Origin of the sequence: Myroides odoratimimus (assembly GCF_030326305.1) — a bacterium.
GTDB lineage: Bacteria > Bacteroidota > Bacteroidia > Flavobacteriales > Flavobacteriaceae > Flavobacterium > Flavobacterium odoratimimum_A.
This window is the reverse complement of sequence record NZ_JACAKB010000009.1, coordinates 71557-84529: the sequence shown is the minus strand read 5'-3', so window position 1 is coordinate 84529 and position 12973 is coordinate 71557. Positions and strand designations below refer to the sequence as shown.

At 32.7% G+C, this 12973-nt stretch carries 15 protein-coding genes; 5 read left to right on the top strand and 10 right to left on the bottom strand.

What is annotated here, in order from left to right; translation table 11 throughout:
- Positions 1-7: 7 nt before the first annotated feature.
- The 5 genes from HX049_RS08985 to HX049_RS08965 are packed head-to-tail and all read right to left on the bottom strand — an operon-like array spanning position 8 to position 4927.
- A complete protein-coding gene (locus tag HX049_RS08985) occupies positions 8-1006 on the bottom strand; it encodes an AAA family ATPase (RefSeq protein WP_286415475.1) in 999 nt (332 codons plus the stop codon).
- A 9-nt stretch (positions 1007-1015) separates the two neighbouring features.
- Positions 1016-2221: a hypothetical protein gene (locus HX049_RS08980; RefSeq protein ID WP_286415473.1), complete on the bottom strand. Its 1206-nt coding sequence runs from the start codon at positions 2219-2221 to the stop codon at positions 1016-1018.
- 1 nt (position 2222) lies between these two features.
- Positions 2223-3038, bottom strand: a complete 816-nt coding sequence (locus HX049_RS08975) for a DUF4129 domain-containing protein (protein WP_286415471.1) — start codon at positions 3036-3038, stop codon at positions 2223-2225.
- Complete coding sequence (locus tag HX049_RS08970; RefSeq protein WP_286415470.1) at positions 3038-3958, bottom strand: hypothetical protein; 921 nt, start codon at positions 3956-3958, stop codon at positions 3038-3040. Before HX049_RS08970 ends, HX049_RS08975 begins: the two co-directional genes overlap by 1 nt.
- A 3-nt stretch (positions 3959-3961) precedes the next feature.
- Complete coding sequence (locus tag HX049_RS08965; RefSeq protein WP_006259427.1) at positions 3962-4927, bottom strand: stage II sporulation protein M; 966 nt, start codon at positions 4925-4927, stop codon at positions 3962-3964.
- A gap of 17 nt (positions 4928-4944) precedes the next feature.
- Here HX049_RS08965 and HX049_RS08960 point away from each other — a divergent pair, with 17 nt between their 5' ends.
- Both HX049_RS08960 and HX049_RS08955 read left to right on the top strand, forming a co-directional pair.
- Positions 4945-5682, top strand: coding sequence for an RDD family protein (locus HX049_RS08960; RefSeq protein WP_006259426.1), 738 nt, complete (start codon positions 4945-4947; stop codon positions 5680-5682).
- Positions 5683-5704: 22 nt separating this feature from the next.
- A complete protein-coding gene (locus HX049_RS08955; RefSeq protein ID WP_006259425.1) occupies positions 5705-6313 on the top strand; it encodes a trimeric intracellular cation channel family protein in 609 nt (202 codons plus the stop codon).
- 475 nt (positions 6314-6788) lie between these two features.
- On the opposite strand, the gene HX049_RS08950 is transcribed toward HX049_RS08955, so the two are convergent.
- From HX049_RS08950 to HX049_RS08930, 5 genes are all read right to left on the bottom strand, one after another.
- A complete protein-coding gene (locus tag HX049_RS08950) occupies positions 6789-8477 on the bottom strand; it encodes a hypothetical protein (protein ID WP_006259423.1) in 1689 nt (562 codons plus the stop codon).
- Positions 8478-8730: 253 nt separating this feature from the next.
- Positions 8731-9255 carry a mechanosensitive ion channel domain-containing protein gene (locus HX049_RS08945; protein WP_006259422.1) on the bottom strand — a complete coding sequence of 175 codons (525 nt, stop codon included), beginning with the start codon at positions 9253-9255 and terminating at the stop codon, positions 8731-8733.
- Positions 9256-9257: 2 nt separating this feature from the next.
- Positions 9258-9845 carry a Maf family nucleotide pyrophosphatase gene (locus HX049_RS08940; RefSeq protein ID WP_006259421.1) on the bottom strand — a complete coding sequence of 196 codons (588 nt, stop codon included), beginning with the start codon at positions 9843-9845 and terminating at the stop codon, positions 9258-9260.
- Positions 9846-9853: 8 nt separating this feature from the next.
- Positions 9854-10381, bottom strand: a complete 528-nt coding sequence (locus HX049_RS08935) for a KdsC family phosphatase (protein ID WP_006259420.1) — start codon at positions 10379-10381, stop codon at positions 9854-9856.
- A complete protein-coding gene (locus HX049_RS08930; RefSeq protein WP_006259419.1) occupies positions 10381-11130 on the bottom strand; it encodes a Rossmann-like and DUF2520 domain-containing protein in 750 nt (249 codons plus the stop codon). The genes HX049_RS08935 and HX049_RS08930 overlap by 1 nt, the downstream gene beginning before the upstream one ends.
- 58 nt (positions 11131-11188) lie before the next feature.
- Here HX049_RS08930 and HX049_RS08925 point away from each other — a divergent pair, with 58 nt between their 5' ends.
- The 3 genes from HX049_RS08925 (at position 11189) to HX049_RS08915 (ending at position 12914) form a co-directional block, all read left to right on the top strand.
- Complete coding sequence (locus HX049_RS08925; protein ID WP_006259418.1) at positions 11189-11578, top strand: group III truncated hemoglobin; 390 nt, start codon at positions 11189-11191, stop codon at positions 11576-11578.
- Between the two features lie 146 nt (positions 11579-11724).
- Positions 11725-12345 carry an alpha-ketoglutarate-dependent dioxygenase AlkB family protein gene (locus HX049_RS08920; protein ID WP_006259417.1) on the top strand — a complete coding sequence of 207 codons (621 nt, stop codon included), beginning with the start codon at positions 11725-11727 and terminating at the stop codon, positions 12343-12345.
- Positions 12345-12914, top strand: a complete 570-nt coding sequence (locus tag HX049_RS08915; protein ID WP_006259416.1) for a Crp/Fnr family transcriptional regulator — start codon at positions 12345-12347, stop codon at positions 12912-12914. The genes HX049_RS08920 and HX049_RS08915 overlap by 1 nt, the downstream gene beginning before the upstream one ends.
- Positions 12915-12973 lie beyond the last annotated feature (59 nt).

Genomic DNA, 12973 nt, shown 5'->3' with positions numbered 1-12973 from the left:
GTCTTTATTATCTAGGAATATCTATTGATTCGATGATTTGATTAATAATGTCATTCGCTGTTAGCCCTTCCATCTCTCTTTCAGGTGATACTATGATACGGTGTTTTAGCACTGGTATAGCAGCTTCTTTAATATCCTCAGGTGTCACAAAGTCCCTGTTGTTAATAGCAGCGAATCCCTTGGCAGCATTTAGAATAGCAATAGAGGCACGAGGTGAAGCTCCTAGATATAACAGTGGATTAATACGAGTATCAGCAACGATCTTAGCAATGTATTCGATGATCTTTTCTTCTACGATAATTTCTTTGATTAGCTTTTGGAAAGAAATAATCTCATTAGGAGTAACTACTTTATTAATCATCGTAGTTTTCTTTTTATCTAATAATTCATGCTCTCTCTGAACGATTGCAATCTCTTCTTCTAATGAAGGATAGTCTATATTAATCTTAAATAAGAAACGGTCTAATTGTGCCTCAGGTAATCGATAAGTACCTTCTTGTTCAATAGGGTTCTGAGTAGCAATTACTAAGAAAGGTTCTTCCATTTTATAAGAATGCCCGTCTATTGTGATTTGTCTTTCTTCCATTACCTCAAATAAGGCAGCCTGAGTTTTAGCAGGAGCACGGTTTATCTCATCGATCAAGATTAGATTAGAAAATATAGGACCTTTTTTAAACTCAAACTCACTTTTTTGCATATTGAATATTGAGGTACCTAATATATCAGAAGGCATTAAATCTGGTGTGAACTGGATACGACTAAAGTCCATATCGATGGTCTGTGCCAGTAGTTTAGCAGAAAGTGTCTTAGCTACTCCTGGTACACCTTCTAATAGAATATGCCCATTAGCTAATAGAGATACAATGATTTGATCTATTGTTTTATCTTGACCAACGATTACTTTCTGTATCTCACTTTTGATTCCTTTTACCTTCTCTTGTAACAAACTCAAATCTAGTCTAGATTCGAAGTGTAAGTTTTCTTCTGGGGTTACTGTATTTTCCATAGTATATTTTTAATCAATGATTTTCTCAATTATTTTGTTTAATTCGATTAGCATTTCTTCTGATGCATAGTGTGGTGCAGCTTTAAACTGCTCTATAAACCTAACAAATTTGATGATATCTTCTTTATCCTTCTTGGTTTTGATATGTAAGTTGTTGATAAATAATTCATCTAGTTTGGAGGTGTCTAACCAATGTACACGTCTTATTTTCTCTAGAGTATATATTATATGTTTATTAATCAGGTCTTCGTAATCTTTATTTTGAATATAAAGGTTAGATACTGTTTTGGTAAACTCAACAGTAGTATTAGACAGCGGTGTGATAATAGGTATAACTCTTTGCTTTCTTTTAGCTGTGAAAATGATAAATACAAACAAAGTTCCTAGGAAGAAATACCACGCCCATGTCAAGGCTGGATGTTTAAACACAAATCTAAGAATAGAAGTAGAGTGGTACTCATTATCTCCTGGTAATCTAGATACTGTGAAGTAGGTATTCTGTTGAGGTAAGTAGGATAATATACCCTGAACATAAAGGTGATTATTACTTTCTAACAAATTATAGTTTGTAAATGCAATAGGTTGAAGTCCTAATATAAGTTGACCTGATCCTTTTTTATAGCGGATGAGGTTAGGATATTTGACTCCTTTATACTTTAAGTATCCTAGCACTTCTACCTTTGTACGTAGAGAATCTGGAATATTGAAGTAGTTTGTATTTAAGTCTTTTAACTGAAACGAATAAGTAGAAATATTCGGATTAGTCAATGTCACTGATACTTTATCTTGATCTAATAGTTCTTCTTGTAATGTATACTGTAGATGATTCATCTCTATACCTTCTATTAGCCCGTCTATATTATCTTGAAAGATAACAGCACTGTTTCCCTTTGCGATATAGTGATGTAAATTTACTCTAGCAAAAGAATCAATATACCCATAGCTCTTTAAAGAAAACAGTGTGCTGTTATGTACACTATCATATTTTTTATCTCTAAAGAAGTCATAGACGTTTCCTGTTATTCTGATTACACTATCATTAGGGAATATTTTCTCTATCTCCTGATCTAGTATATATGTCCCAAAGGGAATCTTATGTGTATTATCTAAAGTTTCGCGCCAATCTATCGGATCTACTTTATTAGACTCTATGAAATAAACAAAGCCCATAATCACGATAAAAAGGAACAACATTGTTTTTGTCGATTTACTCATTTTAGCTTTGTTTTAGTATAGTGTCAAATGACTGTTTTGCACGGTTAAACTCAGATTCCTCTATTTCGAATTCTCCATACCATATATTGTTATACAGATAAGAAAGGTACCTGAAATCCTCTTTTAGTTTGCTATCTTTTATTTCGTTTTGATAGTCAGAGTTTGTTTTTTCGATATGCCATTCGATCTCCTCTTTTTCTTGTAATCTCTGTAGAAGCCATAGGTAATAGTAACGAATACTTAGACGGTATTGTTGCTCTGCAATGGTTTTGCTTAATAGAGAAGGGAAGTCCACTACTTTAAGGTTTAGCTCTATTTCATCTACCTGTATCTCCATCTTTTTAGCGCTCTTCTTGAATAGCCAATAGGCATCTTTCTGAATAACAGCTCTTGTGATATAATAAATTAAAAGAAAGATAACTAGTGTTCCTGCTATTCTATAAAAAACTTGTAAGCGGCTACTTGTTTCATAGTCAATATCAAATTGTCTAAAGAAGTCAGTTAGTTGTTGATTAAACCATCGCTTAAAGCGCTTCCAGATAGAGTCTTTGTTAAGCTCTTCTTTATAATCGAAGTCTGGATCTTTCTTGTATTTCTTTTTATAATCTGTCTCAAATTTAGTAGGTACTATATCTGTACTCGTCTCCTCTAAGTACGGAAGTACATTGACAGGTTTAGCCTTGATAACTCCAGCTTCATGAGCGTCTTCTTCATCTTGTGAAGACTCTACACCAGATACAATAGTATCCTGCTCTGCCTGCCCAAAATGAGGAGTAGAGAATGATAAAAATAATAGTATAAATAAGAATCTCTTCATTAGTTTTTTCCGATCATATCAATGTCTGTATGAGACTGTGTGTTTTCTTTTTGTTCTCTGATGCTGTAGTAAATTAATCCTTGATTAATCAACATAATATTGTTCATCACAAAAGATACTAGTGTACTTAAGATAACGATACCGATGAACATTAGTTTAAAACCTTGTGTGTCTTCTAGATCATAAGAACTTTTTTCACTGAATATTGTACCTCCATAGAACATGATTTGAGGGATAATATTTACCATAGTAGTAACGATTTGTATTACTAGATATACTAAGAAAGTGTTCCCTACGATAATCCAGAATTTACTTTTCAGCATATAGTAAGCTGTTTGATATGATTCAAAGATTCCACTTCTATTGGTCACATATTCATAATAAGCTAAGTTTATCCATGAAGCAATAGCAGGCATCATAATCAGTAAAAGGGGAATCCCTATTAATAAAAATATTAAAACAGCCGCGATAGAGAAAGCAATTATAATTAAGGGAAATATAGTGAAAAAAGAAGCAAGTGCGAAGCCAAGTAATCTCCAAATATCCTTTTTTAGAGGATTAGTAATATGCTTTATATCTTGATAATCCTTAGGGTGTTCTACCATCGCCTTTAGATAGTATACAGGATATGACATAGCGATAATACTTATAAGAATAGTAACAACCGCCGCTACTAAGACTACTAAGAAGAAAAGACCAACATTATTGTCTATAAATGTATCTAATGATGAGTTATTTGCAGAGCTAGACCCAGAAAATACCATATCAAATAAAAAGTAAGTACATACAAATAAGACTAGTAATAGGATACCACATAGGGTAAAGTAATTTTTGAAGAATGGTTTTCCTTCTTTTTGAAAGAATGAAATTGTATCATTCATTAAGTCACTAAAATCTCTTTTTTTAAAAACAACAAACATAGATTATAATTTAATAAGTTTTGAATATACTCTTCTCGGATAGATGAAGAAGTAATAAATAATGATAGAGAATGTACCTAGTATAATAATATAGTTTAGTACATCAGGCATCTCTTTAGCATAGCGTGTTATAAAGCCCTCTATAAAAGCAGCTGTGATAACGAATGGTACCATCGCTAAGAATATTTTAAATCCATTCTTAAATCCTCGAATAAAGGAATTCTTTCTCGAGAAGGTTTTAGGAAATAGAAGACTTCCTCCAAATACAAAGCCTGCAAATGCCTCAATGATAATCCCTGTGATCTCTATAGCTCCATGTAACCATATCCCTCTAAAGCTATCCATAAAAGCATTTTCTCTAATAAACATATATTGAAACGCACCTAGCATAATGCCATTATAGAGTAGATAGAATAGTGTGCCTAACCCAGCGAAGATTCCGTATATAAAAAATTGTAGAGATACATATAGATTGTTAAACGCTATACCTACAAAGCTTCCCCAGTTACTACCAGATTTATAGATACCCATCGCGTCATCATTCTGTATATTATCTAACGTTAGATTAACATAATGATCTCCTAATATTAAACGAATAAACTCTAAATCATAATGAGCAGAAACAAAACCAATACCTACAATAATCAGAAAGGTTAGTACAGAAAAGTAAAGATAATTACGATTTTCATGCACAACTAGAGGTACTTCTGTTTTAAAGAAATAAACAAGTCTATTTTCCTCAATACGTTTTGTTTTGTAAATTTTTTGATAAGTTTGCGCTGCTAAAATATTGAGATATTGTGTAACTTTACTCTTGGGATAATAAGTTTGTGCATAGGATAAGTCATTCATTAACTGAATGTACATATCGGCTAAGTAATCAGGTTTATGAATTGAGTTAGAATATATTGTATGTTCATATTCAATCCATTTTTCTTTATTATATTTGATAAAAGCGACTTCTCTCATTTAAAAGCAGATAATTTATGGCTAATTTAACAATAAATACAACACAAAATATCAAAATAGAATTTAAAACTGCATCTATTGGTGAAAGAATGATTGCTTCTATTTTAGATCTTATTTTTAAGGGATTGTATTTGATTCTGATTTTTTATATTGTAAGTCAACTAAGAATAGTTAATGCTTTTATAGATGATTGGTCTAAAATTGCGGTTATGATTCTCATCGCTTCTCCTGCTTTGTTTTATACTCTATTTTTTGAGACGATTATGCAGGGAGCTACTCCTGGTAAGAAGATTATGAGGATTAAGGTAATTAAGATAGATGGCTATGAAGCTTCTGTGGTAGACTATGCTAGCCGTTGGGTAATGAGATTAGTAGATTTTTGGATAGGTTCAGCAGCAGTTGGTTTGATTACAATTATATGTACAGATAAGAGTCAGCGATTAGGTGATATTTTAGCAGGTACAGCAGTGATATCTGTTAAAGAAAGATTACTTTTGTCATCCACTATTTTTCAGGAAGTAGAGGAGGAGTACACCCCATTATTTGCGCAGGTGTTAAGTTTGACAGATAAAGATGTTTATATTATAAAAGAAGCTTTAACTACTTTTAAAGCAAATAGAGATCACGAGTTATTACAGAAGCTAGTCGTTAAACTTAAGAGCGTACTAGGTATAGGTGAGCTGAAGACACTCTCTGATCAGGAGTTTATAGAAACGGTATTAAAAGACTACAATTATTTAACAGCTAAGGTTTAGCGCATTATTTTTATACTATTTAATGTTTAATTTTTTCGATATTTTAGATTTGCTCGGAACATTAGCTTTTGCAATTTCGGGAGCATTAGCAGGGCGTGAAAGAAGGTTAGATCTGTTTGGGATGACTATTTTAGCATTCGCGACAGCTATTGGAGGAGGGACTATCAGAGATATGATGATCGGATGGACACCTGTGATGTGGCTTACTAATCTTAGTTATTTTTATGTAACCTTATTAGGGGTAGCTATGGCTATTGTGTTCTATAAGAAGTTTAACTTCTTGCGTTATTCTCTTTTCCTATTTGATACCATAGGTATCGCTGTGTTCACACTAATCGGTATAGAAAAAGGGATGACAGTAGGCTTACACCCGATTATCTGTGTTACCTTAGGTACGATTACTGCTTGTTTTGGAGGGGTTATTCGCGATATTTTAGCGAATAAGATTCCACTTATTTTTAAACAAGAGATCTATGCCACAGCATGTATCCTTGGAGGTTTGGTTTATTATTTACTAAATTATTTTGAGCTGAGTAAGGATATCTTATACGTAGGTACAGCAGGTATTATTATTCTGATTAGAGTATTAGCTGTGAAGTATAAGTGGAGTTTGCCATTTGCGAATGTGTAAGCTTGCTTTCTTAGAATAAATAACTAAAGAAAGAATATAAAGTGTATAGTACATATCATGATGTAGTATATACTTTTTTTTATTGATTATATTGTTAAATAATAGGTGGTTATAAAAGTGAAAGAGTAGAAGAACCTATATTACAAAGAGCTAAGGAGATAACAATGCATTGGTAATAATATAGCTACTCATACATCAGTACATTTTTTAAAGCCAGGTAAGTAAGTAATTTATTGTACTCTGAGAGCATTCTTATTCTTGTCTCACTTGATTTGAGTCCGTAGTGAGTCCGTTATGAGTCTGTAGTGAGTCCGTTAAATCAAGTAAAATAACGGACACAATATAGACCTATAGCATTATCATATAGCTTTTATACAAAATGAGACTAGAGCATCATACGTGCTTCAGTGCAATAGAGTGCTAATCCGAATCTTTGGATGATATGCGTTAGAAACTAAGTGTGGTTAATCTAATACTAAGATAAAATATTAGATCTATTATGATTAGAAAATAGTTTACTAATTAGGTTAGAGATAGGTACTAGTATAAGGATAGTAGCTAGCCCAATAGTGTTATACCATAGATAATGAATAGGAGTAGTGATGTATAGGGTAATAATAGTGATTTGAGTTAGTAAAATGGTGTAAAACAAAGCTTTATTATTGTTTTTAAAGTACATGGTCACTAGTAAAATACCAAGTAGAGTTCCTGAAAACAGAGAAGAGTACGCCCATAGTATTTGGATAAGATTTAAAAATACGGGAATATTATATACTATAATCAGAGCAAGGATAATAATAATAAGAGTAATGATATCATGATATCTTTTGCTGTCTGGATGAGGCAGAGCACTTGACTTGGTCTGAGATAACAGTTTTTTTGTTTTTTTTGATAGCCAATTTATTTCGTGAAATCCTATCGAAAGTAAACAGATAAAAAATAAAGCCATGATAACACCTGCTATCCCTGTGGGTACATGAAAGTTGATAAAGTGAAGAAGTATAAAGTCAGAATCATTCACTTCTACATTATGATTCGCCTTTTTAATTAATTTTTTTGCTTCTAGTTGAAGTTTATTTGCATTTTCTGTTAAGCTTAGTATTTGATCTTTTAGTATTTGATTACTGTAGTTCTGATAGATTTGCCCACTGTATAAGAAGCTAGCTTCTTTCTTTAAGTTCAATATTTTTTGATACTCTTGTTTGATATGGTCGTATTGTTCTGCATATTCAGATTGATATACTGTGTGTACATTATGAGGGTTGTAGTGTAGCGGGGCATCGTTAAACTGATAAAATGTAAATAACACACACCCTGTCAATAGAATAAAGAAATGAAATGGGACATTGAATAGCCCATTGATAATCAATCCATCCTTAGTCTTATCAGAGTATTTACTCTGTCTATATATCTGTAGAATCTTTGTATCTATAGATAATAGGGCGACGAATAGTATAGTACCATTTACTAAACATTTAAGCAAGTCAAAATTATCTTTTAAAGCAAGATCGCTATCGATCACGGTAAGTTTATCAAAAGAGGCGGTGAAGCTTAATGTATCTTCTAGATACATACCTTCTGGTAGTTTATATAATATGGTCAGAAAGATGATAGTCGTTATTATAATGGCGTATAATAACTGGTTTCGTCTAGGGAATAAATTGGTTTTGTTTTTAAAAAGAATGTTTAGAACGATAAAAATTGCACTTATGATTAAGAGTAAGATTTTGAAATCTATTTTTAATAAAATAGAGAGTATCATAGCCGTAGCATAGAATGTAATAGTAAGAACAAGTAATCTTAGGATTAGATAAATAATGCTGGTTAAGTAGTAGACTCTTTTATTAGACTTCGTCTTGATGTACTCAAATGCGCTTTTAGTATTGTGTTTTTTGTATTTTGGGATAATTAAGAATATAACGATAAATACGGCTAAGGGAATACCTAGATACAGCTGTAGGAATGTCATTCCTTGTGAATAAGCTTGTCCTGGAAGAGAGATAAAAGTGTATATAAAAGATTGTACCGCTATAATCTTGAAACCATAGTGTAGTGTTGACTTTTCGTAAATAGAGTTGTTATCTGCTTTATTAAGTTTAAAGTGCTTAATGGTGATAACAATAAATAAAATTAGTATAAAAATACTCCAATCAATTGCATTCATTTCAACGAAATTAAGGAGGTATAAACTGCAAATGATCTCGTGGTACTGTTCTTTATATAGCTAGAATAGAATCTATGATCTTCTATAAAGAGTACAGTATAGATAAGTGTTTGTGTTCTGAAGTAGTTTTATTGATTAGTTTTGACTTTATAAAAAAAAGACTAGTAAAACCTATAAATAGGTTAACTAGCCTTTCTTCTACTACCATTTGACTATTTAAACCGAAATGGTAAATACAAAATTTGTGCCACTATTATATTGTAGGATTGTCTATATCCTCTTTTTTATTGACTATAACGATTCCCTTTTGTAATAATAAACTGTTTGGATAAGAGATTTTCTCATTCTCTGTAGTGAGTAATATAGTACAGAATGCCTTGATATCAATGATCTTAGCTTCTATAGGAAAATCTTTGTCTTGTAATCTGATGGTATCTCCTATTCTAAATGGAAATGAGAAGAATAATAAGATTCCGGCAGTGATATTACTTAATAAAGACCACTGAGCGAACATCGCTACACCTATTACTGTAAATACAGACGTAAGTGTAACCATGAAATTCTCCGGCTGAACTCCCCAAATCGTTAGTATGAGAATTAGAAAAATAACAGATAGAAGTGTATTAAATAATCTGATGATCAGTAGTACTCGGCTATCTTTACGCTGTTCTTTAGTAGAGAATGATCGGATGATATATCCTATTAACTTTCTACAAGGAATATATAGAACTAATGTAATTACAGTCGCTATGATCTCTGTGTAATATTCTTTTAGCATATTTATTTTTTAATGAATTTTAGTAATTCTTCAACAAGCTCTTTAGTAGGTAAGCCTACTATATTAGTATAAGAACCATCTATTTTATCTATGCCTACTAATCCTATCCATTCTTGTATACCATAAGCCCCAGCCTTATCATAAGGTTTGTATTGGTCTATATAGAAATAAAGGGCTTCATCAGATAGGTCAGAGAAACTCACTTTAGTAATACAGTGGAATACACTTACGCTCTCCTTGCTCTTTAAACATACAGAACTGATTACTTCATGCTCATGACCACATAAGCTCTTCAGCATGGTATAGGCTTCATCTCTACTTTCAGGTTTGCCTAGTGAGGTATCATTATTCCATACTGTAGTATCACTGGTGATGATGATTTCGTTATCGTGTAGTATTTCTATAGCATCAGCCTTTGCTTTAGCGATATAGTCAGTGATTTGTTCTCTTACTAGTTCTTCAGGATAAGACTCATCTATATCCGAAGCTCGGACTGTAAAGGTGAATCCTAAGTCTGTTAAATATTGTTTACGTCTAGGAGAATTAGATCCTAGTACGATATTATAATCCTTAAATAGCTTATTAAGCATAGTTTTTATTAGTCAAATTTAGCGTTAAAGTGTTGAAACCACTTTTGTTGTGTTTTCATGACTTGTTCGATCACATCTCTCACAGCCCCTCTACCACCGTTAAGATGAGAGATATACTTAGAGATTCTTTTTATTTCTGGTGCAGCGTCCTGTGGAGCAGTAGGTAGTGCTACTTCTTGCATGATATGATAGTCAGGTATATCATCTCCCATGTATAATACAGTATCAGGATTGATGTTATTAGCTGCTATATACTCTTTAAATACTTTTACTTTATCAGGTACTCCTAAGTAGATGTCTTTCACTCCAAGATTAGCAAATCTAGTACGTACACCTTCATTACTACCTCCTGAGATAATACATACATTGTATCCGTTTTCGATAGCGGCTTTCATCGCATATCCATCTCTAATGTACATATCTCTTAGTAAATTTCCTTCTTGCGTTACGTGTACAGTACCATCTGTTAATACACCATCTACATCAAATATGAATGTAGTGATGTCATTCATTATTTCTTTAAAATGTTTAGACATTAGTTATTTTGTATTGAATTAGTTATAAGTTGATATATTTCTTTTTTTATTGGGTCATTTAGCGCTTCTAGATGACGGTCTATAGTTCCTTGATCATTACGTGCAGCAGGTCCTGTCTGGGCTTCTCTAGGAGATAAAGTCTGGACCTTAGTAGCAGTCTCTAGAATTAGAGGCTTTAGAATGTCAAAGGGCACCATATTCTCTTTACAAATATCTTCACCTAGTTTAAAAAGATGATTGGTGAAGTTGTTTACAAATACTGCTGCTAGGTGTATAGACTGTCTCTGGTCAGTAGAGATTTTATACACTCTTTCAGAAAAAGATAAAGCTAACTTTTCTAAAAGTTCAAAATCTTGTTTGTTACTAGCTTCGATACAATAAGGGATAAGGCTGAAATCAACCTCCTTATCGATAGAGAAAGTCTGTAGCATATAGAAGACTCCTTTTCTACTTGTGGTAGCAATAGAGTTCATCGGCATTGTCCCAGAAGTATGAACCACAAAGGCATCTTTTAAAGGGATGATAGAGGATACTTCTTCTATAGCATCATCACTAACTGCAATGATAAAAATATCTGCAGGTTTTAGCTCATTGATATCTGAAATAATTTGATTCTGAGAGACTAAGTCCTTAACTTTGTTAGGAGTTCGTGCATACACTTGTTGTAAACAAATATTGTCGTGTTCTAAAAAGTTTAGTATCAAGTGTCGAGCAACTTTACCAGAACCTAAAATGGATATTGAAATCATAGCAGTGAAGTTTAGTATTTGTTTGTAAACAGATAGTGTGTAAAAATAATAATTTGTAATGAGAAAAGATATAGAAAACATAGAAGATATTAAGGTATTAGTAGATACCTTTTATGGAAGAGTACAGGAGAATGAGTTTATCGGTCCTATTTTTAATAGTAAACTAGAGGGGAGATGGCCTGAGCATTTAGAGAAAATGTACGCCTTCTGGCAAACTATTCTATTAGAAGAGTATACATATAGAGGAAAACCTTTTCCTCCTCATGCACAGCTACCTGTAGAAGGCGAGCATTTTGAAGAATGGAAGAGAATCTTTAATGGTACGGTGGATGAACTATATGAAGGAAAAATAGCTGATGAAGCGAAGTGGCGAGCAGAGCGTATGGCTGCGATGTTCTTAAGTAAAATAGAGTACTTTAGAGAAGCAGGGATGAAGCCATTGGAGTAAAGAAGAATATAGTGTTATCATAAAACGGGGTTGCTTTAAATAGTAACTCCGTTTTTTTGTTAGTATCATATTGCTTTAATTTATCGCATTACTTTTTTTATTCTGTGTTAGATAATCTATAAACTTGTAGCATTAAATCAGTGCTTATGGATTTGTTTAGTGATTATAGTCAAGAGTTTACAAACATTCTTCCTTATGATGGAGAAGTTGATTATTATGGGATAGTATTTAATAAAGAGCAGTGTGACTACTATTATGATCAACTTTTGACTCATGTAGATTGGCAATGTGATCAAGCTATTATCTTTGGGAAGAAAGTAACTACTAAGCGAAAGGTGGCTTGGTATGGCGACATTCCATTTAGTTATACTTATTCGAATATTACAAAGACAGCATTGCTCTGGACGGAAGAGTTATTAGCATTAAAGAAAATAGTAGAAGAGAGGACAGGGGAGACTTATAATTCATGTCTTTTAAATTTATATCACACAGGAGAAGAGGGAATGGCGTGGCATAGCGATGGAGAGAAGGATTTAAAAAAACATGGAGCTATAGCTTCTCTGAGCTTTGGTGCAGTTCGTAAATTTGCTTTCAAACACAAAGAGAATGGAGTTAAGATTGATATTATCTTAGACAATGGAAGTCTATTAGTCATGAAAGGGACTACACAAGAAAATTGGCTACATAGATTACCTCCTACAAAAGTGGTTCATACTCCACGTATTAATCTTACCTTTAGAACCATCGAAATAAAAGAGTCTGTCTGATGAGAAAGAAGTCATTTAGTACACTGTCTAATGTGATAGAACAAGACTTGTGGAAGTCATTATCACTATTAGTACAAGAGCAGGTATTAGAAAATAAAGAAATGCTAATCTGCGAAGGAGAGGTAGCTGATAAGATAGTGTGGATAAAAAAGGGGGTTTTGCGTTCTTATTTTCTATTAGAAAGTGGAGAAGAGCGTACATACTGTATCACCTTCGACGAAAGTATGATGACAGCGATGACTTCCTTTATATCAGGACAACCATCTAAGGAGAATATACAGTCTATAGGCAAAACAGAATTATATGTCCTCTATAAAGCAGATGTAGATAAACTATGTGTAGATAGCATAGTATGGACAAACTTCTTTAAACAGTTATTAGAAGAGCAGTTTATGGAATTAGAAGAAAAACTCTTCGATATCCAACGTCTAGATGCTAAAGATAGGTACCTGAAGTTACTTCAGAACTATCCTCACTATATACAGCAGATACCTGGTATATACTTAGCTTCATTTTTAAATATTACCCCAAGGCATTTGAGTAGAATACGCAAGGAAGTGAATTTATAGACCTATGTCCTCTAGGATGTGGTAAAAAGACAAGACTTTTGTTCTTTACAGTAATCATT

Coding starts and splice junctions, on each gene's coding strand:
- HX049_RS08985 (WP_286415475.1), bottom strand. CDS start 1,006: ATGGAAAATACAGTAACCCCAGAAGAAAACTTACACTTCGAATCTAGA.
- HX049_RS08980 (WP_286415473.1), bottom strand. CDS start 2,221: ATGAGTAAATCGACAAAAACAATGTTGTTCCTTTTTATCGTGATTATG.
- HX049_RS08975 (WP_286415471.1), bottom strand. CDS start 3,038: ATGAAGAGATTCTTATTTATACTATTATTTTTATCATTCTCTACTCCT.
- HX049_RS08970 (WP_286415470.1), bottom strand. CDS start 3,958: ATGTTTGTTGTTTTTAAAAAAAGAGATTTTAGTGACTTAATGAATGAT.
- HX049_RS08965 (WP_006259427.1), bottom strand. CDS start 4,927: ATGAGAGAAGTCGCTTTTATCAAATATAATAAAGAAAAATGGATTGAA.
- HX049_RS08960 (WP_006259426.1), top strand. CDS start 4,945: ATGGCTAATTTAACAATAAATACAACACAAAATATCAAAATAGAATTT.
- HX049_RS08955 (WP_006259425.1), top strand. CDS start 5,705: ATGTTTAATTTTTTCGATATTTTAGATTTGCTCGGAACATTAGCTTTT.
- HX049_RS08950 (WP_006259423.1), bottom strand. CDS start 8,477: ATGAATGCAATTGATTGGAGTATTTTTATACTAATTTTATTTATTGTT.
- HX049_RS08945 (WP_006259422.1), bottom strand. CDS start 9,255: ATGCTAAAAGAATATTACACAGAGATCATAGCGACTGTAATTACATTA.
- HX049_RS08940 (WP_006259421.1), bottom strand. CDS start 9,845: ATGCTTAATAAGCTATTTAAGGATTATAATATCGTACTAGGATCTAAT.
- HX049_RS08935 (WP_006259420.1), bottom strand. CDS start 10,381: ATGTCTAAACATTTTAAAGAAATAATGAATGACATCACTACATTCATA.
- HX049_RS08930 (WP_006259419.1), bottom strand. CDS start 11,130: ATGATTTCAATATCCATTTTAGGTTCTGGTAAAGTTGCTCGACACTTG.
- HX049_RS08925 (WP_006259418.1), top strand. CDS start 11,189: ATGAGAAAAGATATAGAAAACATAGAAGATATTAAGGTATTAGTAGAT.
- HX049_RS08920 (WP_006259417.1), top strand. CDS start 11,725: ATGGATTTGTTTAGTGATTATAGTCAAGAGTTTACAAACATTCTTCCT.
- HX049_RS08915 (WP_006259416.1), top strand. CDS start 12,345: ATGAGAAAGAAGTCATTTAGTACACTGTCTAATGTGATAGAACAAGAC.